Source organism: Bacteroidota bacterium, assembly GCA_025059945.1.
Taxonomy (GTDB): Bacteria; Bacteroidota; Rhodothermia; order JANXDC01; family JANXDC01; genus JANXDC01.
In genome coordinates, this window is sequence record JANXDC010000001.1 from 123,064 (window position 1) to 144,459 (window position 21,396).

21 protein-coding genes and 1 tRNA gene are annotated in these 21,396 nt (G+C 63.2%); 9 read left to right on the forward strand and 13 right to left on the reverse strand.

All coding sequences use genetic code 11. From position 1 onward, the window contains the following. Window positions 1-3: 3 nt before the first annotated feature. The 8 genes from NZ993_00570 to NZ993_00605 form a co-directional block, all read right to left on the reverse strand. Window positions 4-363 carry a DNA-directed RNA polymerase subunit omega gene (locus tag NZ993_00570; GenBank protein MCS7154291.1) on the reverse strand — a complete coding sequence of 120 codons (360 nt, stop codon included), beginning with the start codon at window positions 361-363 and terminating at the stop codon, window positions 4-6. Continuing rightward, window positions 353-1,024 carry a guanylate kinase gene (gmk, locus tag NZ993_00575; protein MCS7154292.1) on the reverse strand — a complete coding sequence of 224 codons (672 nt, stop codon included), beginning with the start codon at window positions 1,022-1,024 and terminating at the stop codon, window positions 353-355. Before gmk ends, NZ993_00570 begins: the two co-directional genes overlap by 11 nt. After that, entirely contained in the window at window positions 958-1,836 is an 879-nt protein-coding gene (locus tag NZ993_00580) for a YicC family protein (GenBank protein MCS7154293.1), read from the reverse strand. The genes gmk and NZ993_00580 overlap by 67 nt, the downstream gene beginning before the upstream one ends. After that, a complete protein-coding gene (locus tag NZ993_00585) occupies window positions 1,836-3,254 on the reverse strand; it encodes an insulinase family protein (protein ID MCS7154294.1) in 1,419 nt (472 codons plus the stop codon). Before NZ993_00585 ends, NZ993_00580 begins: the two co-directional genes overlap by 1 nt. 11 nt (window positions 3,255-3,265) lie before the next feature. Further along, window positions 3,266-4,594, reverse strand: a complete 1,329-nt coding sequence (locus NZ993_00590; GenBank protein ID MCS7154295.1) for an insulinase family protein — start codon at window positions 4,592-4,594, stop codon at window positions 3,266-3,268. Between the two features lie 15 nt (window positions 4,595-4,609). After that, entirely contained in the window at window positions 4,610-5,326 is a 717-nt protein-coding gene (locus NZ993_00595; GenBank protein MCS7154296.1) for a S4 domain-containing protein, read from the reverse strand. A 76-nt stretch (window positions 5,327-5,402) separates the two neighbouring features. Further along, window positions 5,403-5,957: an SMC-Scp complex subunit ScpB gene (gene scpB / locus NZ993_00600; GenBank protein ID MCS7154297.1), complete on the reverse strand. Its 555-nt coding sequence runs from the start codon at window positions 5,955-5,957 to the stop codon at window positions 5,403-5,405. Further along, window positions 5,950-6,696, reverse strand: coding sequence for a segregation/condensation protein A (locus tag NZ993_00605; GenBank protein ID MCS7154298.1), 747 nt, complete (start codon window positions 6,694-6,696; stop codon window positions 5,950-5,952). Before NZ993_00605 ends, scpB begins: the two co-directional genes overlap by 8 nt. A gap of 117 nt (window positions 6,697-6,813) precedes the next feature. Between NZ993_00605 and NZ993_00610 the strand changes: the two genes are divergently transcribed. Next, window positions 6,814-6,886 (forward strand) — tRNA-Met (locus NZ993_00610). 127 nt (window positions 6,887-7,013) lie between these two features. Here NZ993_00610 and NZ993_00615 read toward each other — a convergent pair. The 3 genes from NZ993_00615 to NZ993_00625 all read right to left on the reverse strand — a co-directional run bounded on the left by NZ993_00615 (window position 7,014) and on the right by NZ993_00625 (window position 10,720). After that, entirely contained in the window at window positions 7,014-8,318 is a 1,305-nt protein-coding gene (locus NZ993_00615; GenBank protein MCS7154299.1) for an OprO/OprP family phosphate-selective porin, read from the reverse strand. A gap of 25 nt (window positions 8,319-8,343) precedes the next feature. Next, entirely contained in the window at window positions 8,344-9,030 is a 687-nt protein-coding gene (locus NZ993_00620; protein MCS7154300.1) for a YceI family protein, read from the reverse strand. Between the two features lie 268 nt (window positions 9,031-9,298). Beyond that, window positions 9,299-10,720, reverse strand: a complete 1,422-nt coding sequence (locus NZ993_00625; GenBank protein MCS7154301.1) for a class II fumarate hydratase — start codon at window positions 10,718-10,720, stop codon at window positions 9,299-9,301. A gap of 47 nt (window positions 10,721-10,767) precedes the next feature. Between NZ993_00625 and uvrC the strand changes: the two genes are divergently transcribed. Further along, window positions 10,768-12,633: an excinuclease ABC subunit UvrC gene (gene uvrC, locus NZ993_00630; protein MCS7154302.1), complete on the forward strand. Its 1,866-nt coding sequence runs from the start codon at window positions 10,768-10,770 to the stop codon at window positions 12,631-12,633. On the opposite strand, the gene NZ993_00635 is transcribed toward uvrC, so the two are convergent. Further along, window positions 12,630-12,926, reverse strand: coding sequence for an isoamylase early set domain-containing protein (locus NZ993_00635; protein ID MCS7154303.1), 297 nt, complete (start codon window positions 12,924-12,926; stop codon window positions 12,630-12,632). The two genes, uvrC and NZ993_00635, sit on opposite strands and share 4 nt — an antisense overlap. Before the next feature lie 101 nt (window positions 12,927-13,027). On the opposite strand from NZ993_00635, the gene NZ993_00640 reads away from it, so the two are divergent. The 3 genes from NZ993_00640 to NZ993_00650 are packed head-to-tail and all read left to right on the forward strand — an operon-like array spanning window position 13,028 to window position 17,031. Then, entirely contained in the window at window positions 13,028-14,530 is a 1,503-nt protein-coding gene (locus tag NZ993_00640; protein ID MCS7154304.1) for an alpha-amylase family glycosyl hydrolase, read from the forward strand. A gap of 2 nt (window positions 14,531-14,532) precedes the next feature. Then, the gene (locus NZ993_00645) at window positions 14,533-16,194 is read left to right on the forward strand and encodes a PHP domain-containing protein (GenBank protein ID MCS7154305.1); all 1,662 of its coding nucleotides are present in this window, start codon (window positions 14,533-14,535) and stop codon (window positions 16,192-16,194) included. 18 nt (window positions 16,195-16,212) lie between these two features. Then, window positions 16,213-17,031 carry an SDR family NAD(P)-dependent oxidoreductase gene (locus tag NZ993_00650; protein ID MCS7154306.1) on the forward strand — a complete coding sequence of 273 codons (819 nt, stop codon included), beginning with the start codon at window positions 16,213-16,215 and terminating at the stop codon, window positions 17,029-17,031. Window positions 17,032-17,084: 53 nt separating this feature from the next. On the opposite strand, the gene rpsU is transcribed toward NZ993_00650, so the two are convergent. After that, window positions 17,085-17,282, reverse strand: a complete 198-nt coding sequence (gene rpsU / locus NZ993_00655; GenBank protein MCS7154307.1) for a 30S ribosomal protein S21 — start codon at window positions 17,280-17,282, stop codon at window positions 17,085-17,087. 265 nt (window positions 17,283-17,547) lie between these two features. Here rpsU and NZ993_00660 point away from each other — a divergent pair, with 265 nt between their 5' ends. The 4 genes from NZ993_00660 to clpP all read left to right on the forward strand — a co-directional run bounded on the left by NZ993_00660 (window position 17,548) and on the right by clpP (window position 21,378). After that, a complete protein-coding gene (locus NZ993_00660; protein ID MCS7154308.1) occupies window positions 17,548-17,934 on the forward strand; it encodes a RidA family protein in 387 nt (128 codons plus the stop codon). A gap of 117 nt (window positions 17,935-18,051) precedes the next feature. Next, on the forward strand, window positions 18,052-19,254 hold the full coding sequence (locus tag NZ993_00665; protein ID MCS7154309.1) for a metallophosphoesterase: 1,203 nt from the start codon (window positions 18,052-18,054) through the stop codon (window positions 19,252-19,254). A gap of 136 nt (window positions 19,255-19,390) precedes the next feature. Beyond that, window positions 19,391-20,641, forward strand: coding sequence for a trigger factor (gene tig, locus NZ993_00670; protein MCS7154310.1), 1,251 nt, complete (start codon window positions 19,391-19,393; stop codon window positions 20,639-20,641). Between the two features lie 92 nt (window positions 20,642-20,733). Then, window positions 20,734-21,378, forward strand: coding sequence for an ATP-dependent Clp endopeptidase proteolytic subunit ClpP (gene clpP, locus NZ993_00675; protein MCS7154311.1), 645 nt, complete (start codon window positions 20,734-20,736; stop codon window positions 21,376-21,378). Window positions 21,379-21,396: the final 18 nt, after the last annotated feature.

The window sequence follows — 21,396 nt, forward strand, 5'->3', positions numbered from 1 at the left end:
ATGTCAAGAAGGGAGGGCCTCTTCCTCTTCGCCTAGCAGCCTTGAACGCTCCTGACCTCGCTCCGGCAGGCGGAAGTAGATCTCCCCGCGTAGCATCTCCTCCATGGCCAGCTGCGTCGGCTTGGGCATGAGCTCAAATTCCAGGCTCACTTTGGCCTGCTCTTCGTTGAACTCCGGTCGTTCTTCGTCGGAGTCCAGTGAGGTCGTGGCCGTTTCCATTTCGAATTGCTTCAAGCGCGCATCCAGCTCGGCTTTCAGGTTGGAGGCGATCTGCCGGGCGCGCTTAGAGAGGATCACGATCGACAAATAGAGGTTGGCGGTTTCGCGCTCAAAATCCACCAGATCGACAGTCTTAAGAGGCATGTGGATCCCCCGCTGCCTTGGATTCCATAGGCTTCGTTTTCCGCATAAACGCGGCGACTAGATGCGCGGTTTCATCCGCGGCCCGGCAAAGGTCGTCATTTACGACGGTAAGGTCAAACGCATGGGCCAGGCGCAACTCCAGGCGGGCGCGCTCCAGGCGCATCTGCAGGCTCTGTTCCGTTTCCGTGCCCCGAGCGCGCAACCGTTCGGCGAGCGCCTCTAGACTGGGCGGGGCAAGAAAGATGGCCAACGCTTGATCTCCAAAGCGCTCCTTGAGGCGTCGGGCGCCGTTTACGTCCAGATCCAGCAACACCGTGCGTCCCTCCCGCAGGGCGCGCTCCACCGGTTCGCGCGGGGTTCCGTACAGGATCCCCGGGTAGACCTCCTCCCACTCCAGGAGCTTGCCTTCGGCAGCCCAACGACGAAATTCCGCCTCCGACAGGAACACGTACTCCCGTCCGTTCTGCTCTCCGGCCCTAGGGGCGCGAGTGGTAGCGGATACGGAAAAGACCAGCTCCGGAAAGCGCGCCAACAGCTTGCGCGCGATCGTGCTTTTGCCGGCTCCGCTCGGGGCGGTCAGGACAACGAGCCGACCTACTCGATGTTCTGCACCTGTTCGCGGATTCGTTCGAGTTCCTCCTTGATTGCCACGACGTGCCATGAGATCTCCGCGTCCAGCGACTTGGCTCCGATCGTATTGGCTTCTCGATGCATCTCCTGAAGCAAGAAGTTGAGTCGTCGTCCGGCCGGCTCCGGGCTTTCCAGGGCCTCCAAGAAGAAGGCGCAGTGGCTGCGCAGGCGCACGCACTCCTCTGTGATGTCGGCTCGCTCTGCCAGCAACACGATCTCCAGTTCCAGCCGATTCGGGTCGATTCGATCTTCAGAGAGGAGCTGCCGAACGCGCTCGCGCAGCTTATCGCGGTATTCGGAGAGTCGCTCCCGACTGCGACGTTCCACCAGCTCCAGATGTTCGAGGATCTGTCGCACTCGGGCGGCCAGGTCCGCGGCCAACGCTTGGCCTTCTTGGCGCCGCATCGCGCGCAGCGCCTCCAGAGCCTGCTGCGCGGCCTGTCGCACAAGCGTCCAGGCCTGCTCGTCCCACGGTTGGGATCCCGGAACCGAGAGGACCTCGCGAAACTGCAGTACGTGCTCCAGGCGGACCGGATCGGCGATCCCGCAGCTTTTGCGCAGCCGCTCCAGAAGCGCATAGACGGCCTGTGCGGCCTCTTCGTTTAGCTCTAACTCGGCCTCCAGAAGCCCATTGCGCCGCAGCTCGACGGTTACCATAATCTTGCCTCGGGCCAGCTCGCGGCGGACGTATTCGCGTAGCTCCGCCTCGTAGGCGGAGAAAACGCGGGGAAGCCGCACCTGCACCTCGCAGAAGCGGCTGTTAAGGGAGCGCATCTCCACGACCGCGGTCAGTTCTTCGCTTGTGGCCTCGCCGCGGCCGAAGCCCGTCATGCTCTCGATCATCAGAAGCGCACCTCTTCGACCGTCCCCAGCCGCTCCAGAAGCGGGCGCACGCGCTCCCGATCACCGGCCACGATGAGCAGCAGCCGATTCGGGTCCAGATGCCGCCGCGCCACGCGCAGGAGCTCCTCTCGGCTGACCTCGAGGATCCGATCTCGATATTGGGCAAAGAAGTCGCGCGGGAGCCCCAGGATGAGCTGATCCTGCACCAGGGAGGCGATTTGCGCCGGAGTCTCCAGGTCCATCACGAAGGAGCCCGCAAGGTAGTTGATCACGTTGCGGTGTTCTTCTGCCGAGATCGGCTCCTCCCGTATGCGGCGGATCTCGGCTAGGATCTCCACCAGGGCGGAGTCGGTCACCTCGGTCCGCACCTCAGCCGAGGCCACCCAGAGCCCATCTAGGCGCCGGGCATCGAGTAGGCTGAAGGCCCCGTACGTGTAGCCCTTGGTCTCGCGCAGGTTCATGTTCAGGCGCGAGCCGAAATAGCCCCCAAGCAAAGTGTTCATGACCTGCAGGGGAACATAATCTGGATCCGAGGCGGCTATGCCGCGCTGCGCGACGCGCACGGTGGACTGCACGGCCCCCGCACGGTGGATCAAGTACAGGCCCGCTCGAGGCTCCTGCCGCGGAAGCTCGGGATGGGGCAGGGGCTGCGGGGGAGCGAACCAGGACCCGAAAAAGCGCTCAGCTAGCGCGCGTGTCTGCTCGGGCCGGACGTCTCCGGCTACGATCAAGAAGGCGTTGTCGGGCCGAAACCAACGCCGCCAGTACTCCACCAGATGATCGCGCCTGAGGCTTCGCAGCGCCTCCTCATCCGTTACCCGGTTGTACGGATGGCCCGAGCCGAAGAGCAGTCGGGTGGTGGCCAGCGAAGCCAGAAAGCTGGTCTGCTGTCGGGCGATCTCAAGCTGCCCTAACCGTTGCATGCGGACCCGTTCCAACTCCTGCTCTGGGAAAGCCGGCTCGAGCACGACCTCGGCCAAAATGGCAGCCAGCTCCAGGGCAAAACGACTCAGCCCCGAAACGCTTATCGAAATCGCATCTGGGCGCGCGCTGGCTCTGAGTTCGGCCCCGAGGCGTTCGATGTCGTGCGCTAACTCCGTGGCCGAGCGCTTTTGCGTGCCCTCCGGAAGCAGCTGGGCCACTAGATCAGCGGCGCCTTCGGGTTGCTCTACGCTCCGGCCCCCTAGCAGGCTCAAGTTGAGATAGATCAGGGGCTGCTCAGGCTGGGTGAGCGTATACAGGCGCAGCCCATTCGGGAGCCGGTCTTCGTGTATCTCGGGGAGGCGCACCGGCCGCGGGGGTGCCGGCGCCGGCGGACGCATCGCGTTCATAGGGGAGGACTCCGGACGTTGTAGAACCGGCGGCACACAACCTGTCAGCGCCAGGCCGAGCACCGCTGCCCAACGTGCAGGCTTCATGGGCGATCTCCTCACTCACCCGCCTTGTCGGATCCTGGCAGGTAACGCAACACGGAGCGGCGCTGGGGCACCAAATACCGCTGCGCCACGCGTTGGAGGTCTTCGGGCCGCAGGCGTAGATAATCCATTGGTCGGCTGTTGACCGCCTCCGGATCGCCCAGCTGCGCCCAGGCGCGCGCTAGCTCGTCGGCCTTGCCGCGCGTGGTCTGCCGTCCCTGATAGAGCTGCGTCTCGTAGCGGTTGCGGATCTTCTCCAGCTCCTCCGCCGTGACACCGTCGCGCCGCAGCCGCTCCAGCTCCTCCTCCAGCGCAGGCAGGACGTCTTCGAGCTGTTTTCCCGGAGCGGCGACAACCTGCAGGATAAGCAGTCCCGGATCCACGGTCTCCAGCGTGTAGGCCCCCACGTTCAGGGCGAGCTGCTTTTCGTAGACAAGCCGCTGGTATAGTCGGGAGCTTTTGCCCCCGGCCAGGGCCTCGGTCAGAAACTCCAGGGCCGGATAATCCGGATGCGCTACGCCGGGGATCTTGTACGCGTACAGCACGGCCGGCAGCGGCGAGGCCGGATCGTAAAAGGTCTCTATGCGCTCCTCTTCCTGGGGCGGCTCTTCCGGATAAGAGCGGACAAGCTCCGGCCCCCGCGGGATGTCGCCGAAGTAGCGGGCGACCAGTTCTTTTACTTGTTTCGGGTCGATGTCGCCGGCTATGATGAGCGCCGCGTTATTGGGCCGGTAGTAGCGGAAGAAGAACTCCTTTACCTCTTCCAAAGTGGCCTGCGCGATATGCTCCAGGGTCGCTCCGATCGTGGGCCACCGATACGGGTGCACCCGAAAGGCCAAGGGCAGGATGCGCAGGTAGGCCTGACCGTAGGGGCGGTTTAGGTAGCTTTGTCGATACTCCTCCTGCACGACCGCGCGCTGGTTGGCCAGGTTCTCTTCGGAGAAATCCAGCATCCGCATCCGATCGGCTTCCAGGAACAGGGCCAGTTCCAGCTGATGGGCGGGCAGGGTTTCGAAGTAGCTCGTGTAATCGAGCGTCGTATAGGCGTTGTTTTCCCCCCCGGCCTCCTGGAGCAGGCGATCGAAGGTGTTGCCGGGTGCATTCGGAGACCCCTCGAACATGAAGTGCTCAAAAAGGTGGGCGAATCCGGTCCGATGAGGGGATTCATCGCGCGAGCCCACACGATAGACCACGTTGACGGTCACAATCGGGGTCGAGTGGTCCTCATGTAAGATGACCGTAAGCCCGTTGGCCAGCTGGTGGGTTTCAAACGGTAGCCGTCGGAGCCCGGTATCGGCCGGGGCGTCCGAGAAGACGTAAAGGAGCATGGCTGCGATCCACATAAATGCGACTTGGGGCTATGACCAACAAACGAACACCGAGGGCTCCGGCTGCAGTCCGAAGCTTCGGCGCAGAGCTCGGATTTCGCGTTCCGATAAATACCGCCACTGTCCAAGGCGCAACCGGTGCACCCGCAGGCCGCCGTATGCTATGCGCACCACCGAGGCCGCCTCAATGCCTGCGGCCTCCAGGGCTTGGCGCAACAGAGCCGGTTGGTCCTCTCGTAAAGCCACCCCCAGAATACGGCCCTCGAGATCCGCTTCTATCACGGAGGCCTGCTGGGGTAGAGCGCACCGAAGCGCATGCCGCTGCTCCGGTCCCAAGGTCCTTCGGCTCTGAATCCGGTACAGGGAAAGCGGGCCATAGGGTCCTACCGGAGGCTCGGAAGGGAGCTCCGGGTCGTTCGTGTATACGACGGCGCCGGAGGCTTCAGCGTCCAGCCATCCAAGCGCCCGAAGCGACACTCTTAAGTGCGTACGCACAAGCCCTTGGTGCGCCTCGGTGCCCACCGCCTCTTCCTGGCTCATTCCCTCAGGTTTGTGCAGCAGCACGTAGACCAAGGGTTCAGGTCCGATGCGGCGGCCGTCGAGCGCGATTACGGCTCCGGGCTCCACAAAGACGCCCGGCCTCGTTACCGGCTGGCCGTTTACCTGCACGCGGCCCTGCAGGATCCAAGCGTCCGCCTCCCGGCGCGATATGCCGGCCGCTTGGGCCAAGTAACGGTTTAGCCGCATGGGCTCCTTTAACTCCGGAATAGGCCTAGGGGGAGGCGGAAAGGTCCTCCGCCACGGACGAACGCGGTGTGCGCGCTTACGCAGTTGGGGCATGGAGCGGGAACAGCTCCCCTAGCTCGGGCAATTTCGGAAGATCTTCCAGGCTCCGCAAGCCGAAATGAGCCAGGAAGCGAGGCGTGGTGGCGTACAGAAGCGGACGCCCGATCTCGGCCTTTCGGCCCGCGATGCGAATCAAGTCCAGCTCAAGCAGCCGCCTGAGGGCGTGTTCGGCGCTCGCTCCCCGGATCTGCTCGATTTCGGCGCGCGTGATGGGTTGTTGATAGGCGATAATGGCCAGTACCTCCAGGGCAGCGGGGCTCAGACGCACAGAACGCCGCTGGCCTAGAAAGCGCTCCAGCAGAGCTCCGAACTCTGGCTCTGTGCGCAGCTCCAGGCCGCCGGCTACGGCGCGAATCCGAAAGCTGCGGCCCGTCTCCGCATAGAGCGCGTTCAAGCGGGCGCAGGCGGCCTCGATGTGCTCGGCCGCGAGATCCGGAAAGTCGGGCGCCAACGCCTCCAGTAGCTGCGCCACCGAGACCGGCTCCGGGGCGACGAACAGGAGCGCCTCCAAAGCGCGCTCTAGCTCATGCATGCGCAAGAAGCTCCGAAGCTGTCTCCGCCAACTTCAGGGAGAACTCCTCCGGATCCTGTTCCAGCACAAGCCGCAGCTGGCCCTGTAGCACGAGCTCCAGAAGCGCCAAAAACGTCATGACGACCCACATGCGGCCGGGCAGCTCCAAAAGCAGGTCTCGAAAGCGCGTCTGCCCGCGCCGACGCACCCGCTCCAGAAGCCATTGGGCTTGTCGCTCTACGCTCGTGGGCCAGCGCTCAACCGAATGCGCATCGGGTTGTCTGCGCCGCTGAAGGCGTTGCAGGGCCTCCAGAAGCTGATATAACGTAAGCGTATCCGGAAGCCCCTCCGGCTGGGTCCTGTCTTGTGTAGAGCGTCCGCGGGGAAAGCCGGCCCGCATCCGAAGCGACTCTAACTCCGCGGCCGCCGCTTTAAAACGCTGATAGCGAACAAGCCGCTCTGCCAGCTCCTGGCGCGGATCGGGTTGAGGCGCTTCTGCCGCAATAGCTCCCGGGTCCGAGGCCTGCTGCGGCAATAGCATGCGGGTTTTGATCTCTAGCAACATGGCGGCCACGTAGAGAAACTCGCTCGCCAATTCCAGGTCGAGTTCCTCTAGTGCCGCCATGTACTCCAGGAACTGATGCGTGATGCGTTCGATCGGAATATCCCAGATGTTGAGCTCATCGCGCTGGATGAAAAACAAAAGCAGATCCAGCGGCCCTTCAAAAGCCTCTAGACGGACCTCGTAGAGGGGGCGCATCGTGTGTCAAATTACCGTTTCCGAAAGCTAGCAGGCAACGCCCCCGTGGAGTGCGTTTTTGCAGCGGGGATCTTGACACACCCGCCCTTGGGATGGTATCTTTGCCTCCCCAACGATCGCGGGGTAGAGCAGCTGGTAGCTCATCGGGCTCATAACCCGAAGGTCGTGGGTTCGAATCCCACCCCCGCTACGAGGCCCGACCTGAAGAGGTCGGGCTCTTTTGTTTTTGGCCTCGGATATCCGCTCCATCCGCCTGCTCCTAAAAACCTGAGGGGCTCTATCTAGAGCCCCTCAGGCCAGCACCGGAGGATAGCGGGCTAAAAGCGCAGTTGCACCGTCGCCTGCAGGCCGTAGAGGGTCTGCCGCTCGATCCGATTGCCGGCTGTGCGGATATAGGTGATTTGATCCGGTTGCTGATGCAGCGCGTAGGCGCCGATGTTGTTTTCGATCGCAACGGGCATATCGAACCAGACGGGCACCTCGATGATCAACTTCGCATTCGACCCCAAGAGCCGGTACGCCAGCATGGGGGTCAGCTCGCCGATTCGCTTGTCCCCGATCGGCTGCGGGACCTGGGTGTTAAGACCCCGGCCAAAGTCGGCATCGGGTTGCACGAAGGCGTAGCGCAGGCCCAGATCGAGCTTCTCCCCGCTCAGCACGGCTTGTAGGCGGCCTCCGAAGGCCTGTAGTTCGCCGTACGTGTTCTTATAGGTCCCTTGCGTGTATTCGGCCTCAGCCCGAATCGTCCACTCTGCGGCCCGATACTGCAGCACCCCGTCTAAGCCCACCATCTGCAGGGTGCCCCGATCCAGGGGGCGACGAGCAAGAAACGTATTCCAGTTGCTGTTGAGCAGTAGCGGCTTATCTTTGAGCCGCACCTGAAGCGCCGTGGAGTGCCCAACGAAGGAGTCCTTTACATAAAGCGCGTTCAGGTATACGGCTCCGTGCCACTTACGCTCCGTCTGGTACGGCTCGTCGGCATTGAGCCCATTGGGCAGGCCGCTATTGAGCCCCACGCGTCCCGCTAGAAGCGGGGTGCCGAGCGTCATGGCGATGTAGCGCTCCGGTAGGTTACGACCCGTACCGGACTGCACCGTGAGCGCCGCATCCAGCAGGCCTCCGATCTTGCCGTATAGCGTGGCTCCGTAATCTCGGCCCAGACCAAAGAACAAATACGGCAGCGAGCGTTCTACAAAGGGCAGCTCTCGATACTCGGTAAGCTGCTCTAGACCGAAAGGCGTTCTGTACTGCCCAATGCGGACCGTAAAGGGCAGCTCAAACGGCCTCAGGTCAAAGTAGAAGTCCAACAATACCGGATTGGGGCCCCAGGTGCCTCCGCCGGAGGTCGGAACCTCTACTTCACGGCCCGCTAAGGCGAGCTCCGTATAGAAATGCAGGCCTCTGTAGGAGCCCTGCGCATGCAAACGCGCGCGGCCGAAAAAGTGATAGACCTGCATGTCGTCCCGAAACGGGTCATCGACGCGCTGCACCAGCCATACGGGCCGGATCATACCGCCCACGCTTAGCGCGGGCCTATCCTGCCCAGACGGTTGCGCCTGCGTGTCCATGGCCCCCATGAGCCCAATCAGCAACAGGCTCGCCGGGATCGTACCGCGTTTCATGGCGTGCTCCCTCCTACCTTGAATTTTAAGGTGAACCTCGGTCCGTCCGCACCAGCAACGTCAAATCGTAACGGACCGTAATCTTATCGTCCACGCGCATAACCCCTAAGAACCGACGGGGCGTAATACCAAAGTGGGTCATGAACAACTCCTTGGCGCCTTGAATCTGGATTTGCTCCCCGCTTATCCTAAGGAGCGCCTCCAGCTCGATGTCGCGTTCTACGCCTGCTACCATGAGCCGGCCGCGGGCCTTGACCCAGTATCCTCCTCCAGAGGGGGCGGGGCCCGCTGGAGCATAGTCGCGTAGCGTAAAGACGATTTCCGGATGCTGATCCGCTTTGAGGTCTCGATACATGTTCCGGTTTAGGGCTTCTATGGAGGACTTAAGCCCCTGCACCGGAACGACCACGCGCAAGCTTACGATGCGCCATCCCAGGGGACTCTCAGCCGGTTCTACGGTGCCCTCCAGGAGCAACCGCGTAGCATCGGCCGAGTACGGATGCAAGGTTGAAGTGCCCTCCAGCCACAGTCGGCTTCCCGCCTTGAGTTCTAACCGCGGGGGGCGGTGCCCTGCGCCGGTCGGTTCCGCATATGCCAAGCGGGCCTCCATGCGCAGCCCTGGCTGCGCATGGAGGCTTATCCCCCAAGCCCCTATGCACAGCGCCAAGAGCCCGCTAAGCCGTCCCGATCTACGGACCCCGCCTGCTTTCATGGTGTGCTTCCTTTTAGGATTTTAATACCTTTTAGTTCCAATATATTATACGCAACCAAAGCTTACGGGTGATAGCCCTTCATTTATTTTTCACGGATTAGCTTGCCGGGAAAACTCGCGTTTGCGTCGCCCGATCGCGTCTCGATCGTGCGCAGTCCATAACGTGGGGTATGCGTCCTTTGGGGCAGTCCTCCGGACCCGAGAACACAAAAGGCGGCCTTCGGGGCCGCCTCTTGAGAGCACTCCAGGAGGGATAAGGGGGATCCTTCTAAGCCCCGCCGCCCAGGCCTGGAAGCGCGATCCCGGGCTCGGTCATCTGCCGCAGGTTTAGGTAGCGATCCAGCTCCTCTGGGCTCAGCAAACCCATCTCGAGGACCACCTCACGTACGGATCGGCCGCTATAAGCAGCGTGCTTGGCGACCTCGGCTGCGCGATCATAACCGATTACGGGGTTGAGCACAGTGGCGATCGAGGGGTTGCGTTCCAGCAGGTCTTTGCAGCGCTCCCGGTTGGCCTGCAAGCCCGCGATCACCTTGCTTCGGAAAACTTCGACCGCGTTCGCCAGGATGCCGATGGATTCCAGCATCGCATGCGCCATGACGGGCATCATGGTGTTGAGTTCGAAGTTGCCGTGTTGGTTGCCGATCGTGATCACAAGCGCATTGCCCATCACGCGGGCGCACACCATCATGAGGGCCTCGTTGACCACGGGGTTGACTTTGCCCGGCATAATCGAGGAGCCGGGCTGCAGGTCCGGAAGCCGCAGCTCCGCTAGCCCGCTTGTGGGCCCAGAGCCCATCCAGCGGATGTCGTTGGCGATCTTAAGAAGGCTTGTGGCGAGCGTATTGAGCGCTCCCGCCACGTAGACGAAAGCGTCCTTTGCGGCCTGCGCTTCGAAATGATCCCTAGCTTCCCGAAACGGGATTCCGGTTTCGGCCGCGATGTAGGCGATCGCCCGCGCTGGGAAGTCCGGATGTCGGTTGATCCCGGTGCCCGTGGCCGTGCCGCCCAGGGCCAGCTCCTCCAACTCGACGCCCGCTTCCCGCAGCCGGCGTATGCCGTTTCGGATCTGCGTAGCGTAGGCGCCGAACTCTTGACCCAACCGCACAGGCGTGGCGTCCATCAGATGGGTGCGGCCGCTTTTGATCACGTCGTCGAAGGCGCGCGCTTTTTCCTCCAGCGCCTCCGCCAGCCGCTCAAGGGCGGGGGACAGGTCCTGCTCCAGGGCCAGGCGCGCGGCGATGTGCATGGCCGAGGGGATGACGTCGTTTGAGGACTGGCCCATGTTTACATGATCGTTGGGGTGCACGAGCTTAGAGCCCCGCTTGCCGCCCAGGGCCTCGGTGGCCAGGTTGGCCAGCACCTCGTTCATGTTCATGTTCGTTGAGGTGCCCGAGCCCGTCTGATAGATGTCCAGGGGAAATTGATCGAGCAGCTCCCCGGCTCGCACGCGTCGGGCCGCGATGATGATGGCCTCCGCAATCGGCGCCTCCAATAACCCCAGCTCGCGATTGGCCGCGGCGGCGGCCTCTTTGATCAGGGCCAGAGCCTCCAGAAACCGGCGAGGAAAGCGCACCCCGCTGATGGGAAAGTTTTCGATCGCCCGCTGCGTTTGGGCCCCCCAGTAGGCGGAGGCGGGCACCCGCACTTCGCCCATCGAGTCGCGTTCGATTCGATAGCTCGTTTCCATGGTTTCGCCCCCGTATCTTTGACCTGCGTGGGCAAGTTGAGGCCGTCATGCCGAACGGGGCAAGCGCGACGCTAGAGGCCAAGCTAGAGGGCCTGCCCGCAAAGCCCGGTGTGTACGTATTTCGAGACCGCAACGGGAAGGTGCTCTACGTGGGCAAGGCCCGCTCCTTAAGGCAGCGGGTGCGCTCTTACTTTCAGGAAAGCCGGCATCGGGACGGCAAAACGGCCGCGCTCGTGCAAAAGATCGCGGACCTGGAATGGATCGTGACCGACACCGAAGCCGAGGCCCTGATCCTGGAGAACACGCTCATCAAACAGCACCGGCCCCGGTACAACGTAAGCCTGCGCGATGACAAGACGTACCCTTTTCTCTGCATCAAGAACGAGCCCTTTCCGCGTCTGGTGCTCACGCGCCGGCTCGTCCGGGACGGCTCCCGCTACTACGGACCGTACACGGACGTGCGTCAGGTGCGCGCGCTATTGCGCTCCATACGGGAGATCTTTCCGCTTCGCAGTTGTTCGCTCCAGTTGACTCCAGAGAACATCGCGACGGGCAAGTTTCGGCCCTGTCTGGACTATCACATCGGCCGCTGCAACGCCCCCTGCGTGGGATGGGAGTCCCTGGAGCAGTACGAGGAGACGATCCGACAAGTGGAGCAGGTCTTGCTCGGCCACACCGGCGCGCTAATCGAGCAGCTTAAGGCGCGCATGATGGCCCTGGCCGAGGCGATGCGTTTTGAGGAGGCCGCTCGGATACGGGATCGCATCCGGGCTCTGGAGCAAATGAGCGCTCGTCAGAAGGTGGTCTCCGCCGAGGCCGTTGATCGCGACGTGCTCGCGCTCGCCTGGGAGCCAGATCTGGAGGTGGCTTGCGCGGTCGCCTTTTTCATCCGCGAAGGGCGGCTTATCGGCCGCCGCCACAGGTACCTGCACAACGTTGGCGGCCGAAGCCCGGAGGAGTTGCTGCAGGTCTTTGCGGAGCGCTACTACCTTGAGGAGGCCTCCTTGGTGCCTCGAGAGATCCTGGTGAGCCACTCCTTAGCCCAGCCCGAGGCCTTAAGCGCCTACTTGCAAGCCCAGCGAGGCGAGCCGGTATCGATTCGGCTTCCGGACTCGGAGGAGGAGGTCGCGCTTCTGCGCATGGCCCGCACGAACGCCGAACTGCTGCTTGGTGAATGGCGGCTGGCTCGGGAACGGGAGGCCGAAGCTCGCCTGCCGATGGCTTTGCGCGCCCTGGCGCGGGCCCTGGATCTGCCGCATCCGCCCCGGCGGATTGAGGGCTTCGATAACGCGCATCTGCACGGAGAGGCCCTCGTGGGGGCTATGGTCTGCTTCGTAGACGGTCGCCCGGCCCGACGGGAGTACCGGCACTATGTTGTGCGCACCGTTCAAGGTCCGGATGATTTCGCCGCCATGCGCGAGGTCGTCTATCGCCGCTACAGGCGTGTGCTCGAAGAGGGGGCTTCGCTTCCGGATCTCATCCTCGTCGACGGGGGCAAGGGGCAGCTCAGTGCGGCCCTGGAGGCGCTTTCCGCGCTTGGGATCGTCGATCGGATTCCCGTGGTGGGGCTGGCTAAGCGGCTAGAGGAGCTGTTTCTGCCTGATCGCAAGCAGCCTCTGCAGCTACCGCGCACCTCTCCGGCCCTGCGCCTGCTGCAACAGATTCGCGACGAAGCGCATCGGTTCGCCCGCTCCTTGCATCATCGGCGCCGCGCTCGGGTCCAGCTTGCGCTGGAGTGGGAGGCCATACCGGGCATCGGGCCCAAGACGATCCGGCGCCTGTTGGAGCACTTCGGCTCCCCGGAGGCTGTTCGGCGGGCATCGGAGGAGGACCTGGCAGCCCTCGTCGGTCCGACCCGCGCCCGACGCCTGCGGGCGCACTTTTCGGGCGCCGCACCGGAGCTGGGATCTTAGAGCTCTAGAACGCAGTCGTCGCTTCCGAACGGGTTGGGCACGTAGCGGTCGGCCGCCTCGTCGTTATGCCACCAGCTCTCGTCCACGTAGTAGCGGAACCTATAGGCGCGGCCTGGTTTGAGGCGAAGCGTTAGCCGCCAGCGGCCATCGGAAGTCCGTTCCATTAGGTGCGCATCGCGGCTCCAGGCGTTGAAGTCGCCCACCACGGCCACGCGCTCTTGAGCGATTGCACCGGGCAACTCAAACGTCACCCGGCATGATTGGCCCTTGGGGCTGTAGTGTTTCGTGATCATGGGTGACCCCCTTTGCGTTTTTACGGTCTTGGGGCGTATTTCGGGGCGTTCCCAAGATGGAATCCGGCCATAGGATCGCGCAATCGGGTTGCCGATTCTTCATGATGCCTCGGGAGACGGATCACCCTAACACGCTTGAGGTGCACGCGCGCGTTTGGCTGCGCCAGTGGCGCCTGCGCACAGGCAAGCCCGAGCTCACGCTAGCCGACCTGCCTGAAGAGGCCCTAGAGGAGGTCGCTGAGAGGAGCTTTGATCTACTCTGGCTTATGGGGGTTTGGGAGCTAAGTCCCGGAGCGCGCACGATCGCGCGTCGGTTGGCGCAGCAGAGCCCGGAATACCGGCGCTTGTTGCCCGACCTAAAGCCCGAGGACGTGGAAGCCTCTCCATACGCGGTGGGCGCTTACCGTGTGGCGGCCGATCTGGGCGGCGAGGAGGCCTTGAGGAGGCTGCGTCGGCGTCTGGAGCGACGCGGGGTGCGTTTGCTGCTCGATTTTGTGCCCAATCATACGGCCTTGGACCACCCCTGGGTGTGGGAGCATCCAGAATATTACGTGGGGGCCCCCGCCAATGCGGCCGTTCCGGACCCCGCACAGAGCTTTGAGGCCGAGACCCGGCTTGGTCCCTGGCGCTTTGCGTACGGCCGCGATCCCCATTTTCCAGCCTGGATCGATACAGCCCAGCTGAACGTATTTTACCCCGCCACCCGACAGGCCCTGCTGGCGACCCTGCGCAAGATCGCCCGCCTATGCGACGGGGTTCGTTGCGACATGGCTATGCTGCTGCTCAATGACGTCTTTGAGCGCACCTGGCGGCCCTGGTTGGGCCCGCAGGCCCGTCCTGAGAGCGAATTCTGGCCGGAGGCGATCTTTGAGATCCGCCGGGAGCATCCGGATTTTTTGTTTTTGGCCGAGGTCTACTGGGACCTGGAGTACCGGCTGCAACAGCTGGGCTTCGATTACACCTATGACAAACGCTTCTACGATCGGGTCCTGTGGAGCACCGGGGAGATGATCCGAGCCCATCTGGTGGCGGATTGGGATTATCAGGTGCGCTGCGTGCGCTTTTTGGAAAATCACGACGAAGCCCGCGTCGCGGGCCGACTCCCCCCGGCTCAACATCGGGCCGCAGCCGTGCTCTTGGCCACGATCCCGGGCATGCGCCTTTGGTATCAAGGTCAGCGCGAGGGACGGCGGCTGCGCGCGCCTGTGCAGCTGGTGCGCTGGCCGGAGGAGCCGACGGATCTGGCCATGGCCACCTGGTATGATCAGTTGCTGGCCCTGCAGCGGCATCCCGCGCTGCGTCAAGGATGGTGGCGCTTGCTTGTTCCGGAACGGGCCCTGGAAGGCGAGGAGGCCTATCGGAACGTGATCGCTTATCGATGGGACGCCGGTCGTCAGGGCCGCCTGCTGGTCACGGTCAACTACCAAGCCCGGCGCGCACTCGCCCGGGTGCGTCTGGATGTGCTGGGGGTCTCGGGCCGCACGGTTAAGCTTCGCGATCGCCTTTCGGGTAAAGAGCTCATCGGTCCGGGCTCCGAGTGGTTCGAAGAGGGGATCGTGCTGGAACTCGAACCCTACGAGGCCAACGTTTGGGAGATCCTCTGAGCATGGACAACCGCGCCATCGCGGAGGGGCTGCAGGAGGCGGCGGCGTTGCTGGAGCTGTTGGCCCAAGATGCGGCCCGCGCCCGGGCCTACGAGCGAGCCGCGCGTCTTGTGGCTCAGCTGGGCCGGCCCGTGGAGGCGATCCTGCGCAGCGAGTCCGCTCGGATTCCGGGCATAGATCCGGAGACCCAGCGGGAGATCGCCCAGTGGGCGCGCAGCGGCCGCTGGGAGCTATTGGAGCGCCTCCGGGAGGCCGTGCCCCCGGGGGTGCGGGAGCTCTTGCGCTTGAAGGGGCTGGGCCCTAGGCGGGCGGGGCTTCTGTGGCGCGGGCTTGGCGTGGAGTCCATCGAGGACCTGGAGCAGGCCTGTCGGCTGGGCCGGCTGCGCGCACTCGAAGGCTTCGGTCCGACGCTGGAGGCCAAGCTCGCCGAGGCCGCGGCCCAGTATCGCCGCTACCGCACCCAGCGTCGTCTGGCCGATGCCCTAGCGGAGGCGGAGCCCCTGCTGCGCGCGCTCCGGATGCTGCCCGGTGTGGCGCGGGCTGAGCTGACGGGTGCGCTGCGCCGACACTGTCCCGTGGTTTCGGCCTATGAGTTTTTGCTCGTCACGGCCCGTCTGGAGGTTGTGCGGGAGCGCCTTCCGGATCTGCAGTGGACCTTCCGGGGGCCGGATCTGCTGGAGGGGCGCACCGAAAGCGGCGTTCCGGTCCGCTGTTGGGGGACGGATTTTCGGCGCTTCGGCACGCGCTGGATTCAGACCACCGGCTCTCCGGAGCACGTCCAAGAGCTTCAGGCTCGAGGTCCGCTTCCGGAGGCCATCACGGAAGAGGCCGTTTACGCCGCCCTGGGGCTTTCGTATGTGGCTCCGCCCCTGCGCGAGGGGCGGGGAGAGGTCGCGCGCGCCGCGCAAGGGCGGCTGGGACGCCTTGTGCAGGTCCGCGACCTAAGGGGCATCCTGCACGTGCACACGACGTACTCCGACGGCACGGTTTCGCTTCGCGACATGGCCCTGGCTTGTCAAGAGGCGGGCTACGCCTACATGGGCGTCTGCGATCACAGCCAAAGCGCCCGATACGCGCGGGGCCTGGAGCCGGAGCGCGTGCGCGAACAACAGGCCGAGATCGAGCAACTAAACGAAGCGCTTGCGCCGTTTCGCCTCTACAAGGGCATCGAGGCCGATATCCTGCCCGATGGCTCTCTGGATTACCCCGAGGAGGTGCTGCGGAGCTTCGACTTCGTGGTGGCCTCCGTGCATACGGGCTTTAACATGACCAAGGAGGAGGCCACGCGCCGGCTCATCCGGGCCGTGCAGAACCCGCATACCTGTATTCTGGGGCATCCAACCGGCCGCCTGCTTCTGGAGCGCGAGGGCTATCCCGTGGACGTGCCAGCTCTGTTGCGCGCCTGTGCCGATTACGGGGTGGCCATAGAGCTCAACGCCAATCCGTACCGGCTGGATTTGGATTGGACGTATCTGCCTCTGGCTGTCGAGCTCGGCGTTATGGTCGCGATCAACCCGGATGCGCACGATCTCGAGGGGCTGGAGGACGTGCGCTATGGGGTCATGGTCGCCCAAAAGGCCGGCTTAGAGCCGGAGCACGTGCTCAACACGCGCACTCCGGCGCTCTTTGAACGGTGGCTTGCGGAGCGTCGGGCTCATCGCTAGGCGAAATCGGGGAAGACGATGGACGCCTTTCGCAATCGGGTGGCGATCGTAACGGGGGCCTCCTCCGGTATCGGGGAGGCCACTAGCCTGGCCCTGGCCGCTCAGGGCGCGCATCTGGTACTCGCAGCCCGATCCGAAGACAAACTGCTTGAAGTGGCCAGGCGCGCCCAGGATCTGGGCGCCCCCACCGCGCTTGTTGTGCCCACCGACGTTCGGGACCCGGAAGCCTGTAGAAAGCTTGTGGAACGGACCGTCGAGGCTTTGGGGCGCGTCGATCTGCTCATCAACAACGCCGGGGCCGGCGATTGGTCGCTTCTGGCCTACGCGGATCCGAAGCGCATCGAAAAGCTGGTGCGCACGAACGTGCTCGGCCTCATCTACATGAGCCGCTTTGTGGCGCCTGTGATGCTGCAGCAGAAGGCGGGCACGATCACGCAGATCGCCTCTCTAGCGGGGCTCATGGGGCTTCCGTTTCAGGCGGTCTACGGGGCCACCAAGGCCGCCGTGATCGCCTTTACGCGCTCCTTGCGAGCCGAACTCGAATCCTATGGGGTGCGCGTGGTACTGGTATTACCGGGACCCGTACGCACGCCCTTTTTCACCAAGGCCAACATGGGTCATTTCGAGCGCCTGCGGCTTCCTGTAGTCGAACCGGAACAGGCCGCGCGGCGCATCATAGCGGGCTCGGCGCGGGGCCAGCGGCTTGTGTTTATGGATAGCTTCGGTAGATTGGTCTACTATAGCAGCCTGCTCATGCCGGGGCTTGTAGACCGGATGGCCAAGCAGCTTTACTTTCGCGCTCAGCGTTGGGCGCAGAATCAAAAGAGCCCTGCGTGAGGGTGGAACCCTGTTCAGGTGGGAACAGGACGTACCGGTGTCGGCGATTTCTCTTAGGGTTCTTGCTCTTTGAGGGCGCGCTGCAGGCGTCGGATCGCTTTGATGCGCGCTAGACGCCGCTCCTCGGAGGGCTTCACGTAGGCGGTTCGGCGCTTGTATTCGCGCAGGATGCCACTTCGCTCGTATTTCTTCTTAAAGCGGCGCAGCGCCTTATCGATCGGTTCACCTTCGCGTACTTGAATGCCGATCACGGTCGCTCCTTGTATTGGTTTCTAAGGAAGAACCTCATTAAAAATACGAAGTTTGCAGCATGGCGGGCAAGCTTCCGGCGCGTTTCGTGCCTCATCCGGAATCCAAAAAGCTTGATTTGCTCGCCTCCATGGAGGTCGGAGGTCCTGTATTTTTTCTCGGTCCACACTTATAAAGGGAGCTTGCGTTATGCGTGCCTTTATGCTGCTCGGAGCTCTATTTTGCTTGCCCCTGCTAGGTGGCGTCCTAATCCAATCGGGAACGCGTATGGAACGTAAGGTGATCCATACCCCAGAGGCCCCTGCCGCGATCGGCCCCTACAGCCAGGCCGTGCAGGTGGGAAATATGCTGTTCTGCTCTGGTCAGATCGCCATCGATCCGAAAACTGGCGACGTTGTACCAGGCGGCATCGCGGAGCAAACCCGCCAAGTCCTGGAAAACCTGGGGGCCGTGCTCCGGGCGGCCGGCATGGACTACCGAGATGTGGTCCAGTGCCAGGTTTTTCTGGCGGACATGGCCGATTTTCAGGCCATGAACCAGGTCTACGCCGAGTATTTTCGGGAGAACCCCCCGGCGCGCGTAACCGTGGCGGCCGCTGGGCTTCCCCGCAACGTGCGCGTAGAGATCGCCTGCATCGCCGTGAAAGGCCAGTAGGGCAGACGCCGGACGGCGTTCCGAAGGCGCGCAACTCCGGCCTGGCCCGGTGATCGAGCGGTCCGAAACCGGCAGGCGCCTGAAAGCGTTTAGGCAGTGGCCTAATGGAGGCGCGTTATGCGGTTTTTGCTCTTCGGGCTCACCCTGACGGCCCTGGGGCTGCTGTTGGATCTGTACGTATACCGGCGTTGGCGGCGCTTTGTGCGCGAACAAAGGTGGCCCGAGCTTTGGCATCGGCTTTATGCCGTGCTTATTCCGCTTGCTGCGCTGCTGCTGCCTGCGTATTTCTTGCTTTGGCGTCTTGGGGAAGTGGAGCAGCCGCAGCTGCGCTCGGTCTTCTCCGGGCTATGGGTTCTCTGGTATCTGCCTAAGCTCCTTTTGGCCCCCTTTCTTTTGCTGGCGCATCTTGCAGGGCTTATGGGACGTCTGTGGCAGATCCTGCGCCGAAAGCCCGAGCCGGCGGGGACAGCAGAGCGCAGGCGGTTTCTGCGCACAGCGGGTTGGGCCTTGGCGGGTGTGCCGTTTGTGCTAACCGGACGCGGCCTGCTGCGGGACACCTACGCCGTCACCCTATATCGGGAGACGCTTCGCTTTCCCAACCTCCCCCGCGCCTTCGACGGGCTGCGGATCGTGCAGCTTAGCGATCTGCACGCGGGCTCTTACCTTACGCTGCATCCTGTGGAGGAGGCCCTAGCGCTGTGTCGCGAGCTTAAGCCCGATCTTCTGGTTTTTACAGGCGACTTCGTCAACGGCGACGACGCGGAACTGGATCGCACCGCCCCTTTGCTGCGGGCCCTGGCCGCGCTACGTCCCCCGCTGGGCGCCTTCGGGATCCGAGGCAACCACGAACATTACGCCGATCCGGAGCGCGTAAGCGCCCGCATGGAGGCCTACGGATTTCGGATGCTCGTCAACGCGCACCATGTGTTTCGGATCGACGGGGAGGAGCTGCAGCTTATCGGAACAGACAATACAGGCATGCGTCAGCGCTTCGCCGACCTGCCGCGCGCCATGGCGGGGCTTCGGCCGGAGGGTTTTCGGATTCTGCTCACGCACGACCCTACGTTCTGGGAGCGCTCCGTGATGGGGCGCGTCGATATCCCGCTTACCCTGGCCGGACATACGCACGGTGGGCAGCTCGGGATCGAATGGGGTCCGGTGAGGATGAGCACCTCCTCTCTGGTCTACACCCGTTGGGCCGGCCTATATCGGGAGGGGGATCAATACCTATACATCAACCGGGGCTTAGGCACCACCGGACCCCCGATCCGGCTGGGCATTCCGCCTGAGGTGACCGAGATCACGCTGCGGCGGTTGTAGCGACCTAACCAAGAGCCCGTAAGCCGAGCCCGGATGCCGCAAGCCGCCCCTCCTTGGGTCGCGTTGCACCCCCTCGGCTAGAGGACCTATCTTTAACTCTGTTTAACGCGACCGTAACCACATCGCACAGGACTTTATGGAACTGGAGATCCGCCAACAAAACTCGGTTTTGCGCTTGGTATCGGCCCGCATCCCGGCTGAGCGCGTACGGGCTCGTCTGGAGGAGGCGTATCGGCAGCTGCGCCAGCGGGCCCACATCAAGGGGTTCCGGCCCGGGCGAGCCCCCTTGGAGCTCATCCGCCGCTTGTATGGGGAGGTGGTCCAGGCGGAGGTCTTTGAGGAACTGGCCAACGAGGTGGCCTCGGCCCTCTGGGATCAGGGCCATCGGCCTTTCGGCTCGGTTCGCGTTCGGGCCATGCAGCTGCAGGAGGACGGAAGCCTGCAGATCGAGGCCGAATTCGATGTTAAGCCCGAATTCACGCTTGCAGACTTCGAGGGCTTAGAGGTGCGTGTGCCCGTGCACACGGTTCGATCCGAGGACGTGGAGCGCGAACTGGAGCAGCTGCGCGCGCATCGGGCCGTTCTGGTCCCCAAGGAGGGCCCCGCGGAGGAGGGAGATTACGTACTGCTAGAGGTGCAGGAGCTCGACCCCTCCGGCCTGCCTATTCTGGGCACGCGCCAAGAGCGTTGGGAGCAGTTGGATAAGTCGCGCATATCCTCAGGGTTCTATGAGGCTCTCGTGGGCGCTGCGGTTGGCTCGGAGCGCGTTCTGGAGGAGCACGCCGAATCCGGTCTTAGCCGACGGGTTCTCGTGCGACTCAAAGAGCTTAAAGCCGTGCACATACCTGACTGGGATGAGGCTCTGGTGCAGGAGCTCTCCCGAGGGCGCTTCGCCGACCTGGAGGAGCTACGACAGGATGTGCGCGCCTACCTAGAGCGGCAGTGGGAGCGTTTCGACCGCTCCGTGGAGCGCGAGCTTATCCGTTCCAAGCTTTTGGAGTTGCACCCGATCCCGATCCCGCCGTCTTTAGTGGAGCACATCCTGGAGCGGATGCTGCAAGACCGCCGACGCCGACAGCCCAACGTGGATCCGGAGCGCTTCCGCTCCGAAAACCGCCCGCTGGCGGAGCGCGCAGCGCATTGGCAGCTGGTGCGTGAAAAGCTCATCGAACACTATGGGATCGCCGTGCAGGAGGAGGATTTTGACCGCTATTTTGCAGACCTGGCCCAGCGTAGTCGGTTGCCAGAGGAGCAGCTGCGGCGCTACTATCAGGGGTTGTGGGATGATCTGGAAGCGCAACTGCTAGAGGATAAGGTGATCGCGCTCCTTAAAAGCAAGCTCAAAATCGTGCCCGAGCTCGTGGAGATGCCTACTTCCTCATCCTAGGGAACAGGAGGTAGGACGGGTCGGTTTTGTAGCCGGTTATGAACAGGGAGGCCAACCCCATGTGGAGTCGCTTCGTGGCGTTCTATCGCAGCATCAGCAATCTGCCCGGTGAACCGGAACCGCAGGCGATTGACCTCATCCCCATGGTCATTGAGCAGACCAGCCGCGGGGAGCGAGCCTATGATATCTATTCGCGCCTGCTCAAGGAGCGCATCATCTTCTTAGGTTACCCCATCACGGACCAGGTGGCGAGCCTTGTGGTGGCGCAGCTGCTGTTTTTGGAGTCCGAGGACCCGGAAAAGGACATCTACTTGTACATCAACAGCCCGGGTGGGGTGATCTCCTCGGGCCTGGCTATTTATGACACGATGCAGTACATCCGGCCCGATGTGGCTACGATTTGTATCGGAATGGCGGCCTCGATGGCGGCCGTGCTGTTGGCGGCCGGAGCCAAGGGCAAGCGCAGCGCGTTGCCCAACTCCCGCATCATGATCCACCAGCCCCTGGGCGGCGTGCAGGGCCAGGCGAGCGATATTGAGATCCAGGCTCGCGAAATTCTCAAAATGAAACGCAAGCTCTATGAGATCTTGGCCTATCATACGGGCCAACCGTATGAGAAGATCGAAGCCGATTCCGATCGGGATTACTGGATGGACGCCCAGGAGGCCCGGGAATACGGGCTGATCGATAACATTTTGGAACGACAATTGCCCAAAAATGGCGCGTCGGCTTCCTAGGATCGGCTTCTTCCCAAT

What these genes read in the sequence shown, in the direction of transcription:
- NZ993_00570 (MCS7154291.1), bottom strand. Translation starts at nt 363, where the DNA reads ATGCCTCTTAAGACTGTCGATCTGGTGGATTTTGAGCGCGAAACCGCC.
- gmk (MCS7154292.1), bottom strand. Translation starts at nt 1,024, where the DNA reads ATGGCACGTCGTGGCAATCAAGGAGGAACTCGAACGAATCCGCGAACA.
- NZ993_00580 (MCS7154293.1), bottom strand. Translation starts at nt 1,836, where the DNA reads ATGATCGAGAGCATGACGGGCTTCGGCCGCGGCGAGGCCACAAGCGAA.
- NZ993_00585 (MCS7154294.1), bottom strand. Translation starts at nt 3,254, where the DNA reads ATGAAGCCTGCACGTTGGGCAGCGGTGCTCGGCCTGGCGCTGACAGGT.
- NZ993_00590 (MCS7154295.1), bottom strand. Translation starts at nt 4,594, where the DNA reads ATGTGGATCGCAGCCATGCTCCTTTACGTCTTCTCGGACGCCCCGGCC.
- NZ993_00595 (MCS7154296.1), bottom strand. Translation starts at nt 5,326, where the DNA reads ATGCGGCTAAACCGTTACTTGGCCCAAGCGGCCGGCATATCGCGCCGG.
- scpB (MCS7154297.1), bottom strand. Translation starts at nt 5,957, where the DNA reads ATGCATGAGCTAGAGCGCGCTTTGGAGGCGCTCCTGTTCGTCGCCCCG.
- NZ993_00605 (MCS7154298.1), bottom strand. Translation starts at nt 6,696, where the DNA reads ATGCGCCCCCTCTACGAGGTCCGTCTAGAGGCTTTTGAAGGGCCGCTG.
- NZ993_00615 (MCS7154299.1), bottom strand. Translation starts at nt 8,318, where the DNA reads ATGAAACGCGGTACGATCCCGGCGAGCCTGTTGCTGATTGGGCTCATG.
- NZ993_00620 (MCS7154300.1), bottom strand. Translation starts at nt 9,030, where the DNA reads ATGAAAGCAGGCGGGGTCCGTAGATCGGGACGGCTTAGCGGGCTCTTG.
- NZ993_00625 (MCS7154301.1), bottom strand. Translation starts at nt 10,720, where the DNA reads ATGGAAACGAGCTATCGAATCGAACGCGACTCGATGGGCGAAGTGCGG.
- uvrC (MCS7154302.1), top strand. Translation starts at nt 10,768, where the DNA reads ATGCCGAACGGGGCAAGCGCGACGCTAGAGGCCAAGCTAGAGGGCCTG.
- NZ993_00635 (MCS7154303.1), bottom strand. Translation starts at nt 12,926, where the DNA reads ATGATCACGAAACACTACAGCCCCAAGGGCCAATCATGCCGGGTGACG.
- NZ993_00640 (MCS7154304.1), top strand. Translation starts at nt 13,028, where the DNA reads ATGATGCCTCGGGAGACGGATCACCCTAACACGCTTGAGGTGCACGCG.
- NZ993_00645 (MCS7154305.1), top strand. Translation starts at nt 14,533, where the DNA reads ATGGACAACCGCGCCATCGCGGAGGGGCTGCAGGAGGCGGCGGCGTTG.
- NZ993_00650 (MCS7154306.1), top strand. Translation starts at nt 16,213, where the DNA reads ATGGACGCCTTTCGCAATCGGGTGGCGATCGTAACGGGGGCCTCCTCC.
- NZ993_00660 (MCS7154308.1), top strand. Translation starts at nt 17,548, where the DNA reads ATGGAACGTAAGGTGATCCATACCCCAGAGGCCCCTGCCGCGATCGGC.
- NZ993_00665 (MCS7154309.1), top strand. Translation starts at nt 18,052, where the DNA reads ATGCGGTTTTTGCTCTTCGGGCTCACCCTGACGGCCCTGGGGCTGCTG.
- tig (MCS7154310.1), top strand. Translation starts at nt 19,391, where the DNA reads ATGGAACTGGAGATCCGCCAACAAAACTCGGTTTTGCGCTTGGTATCG.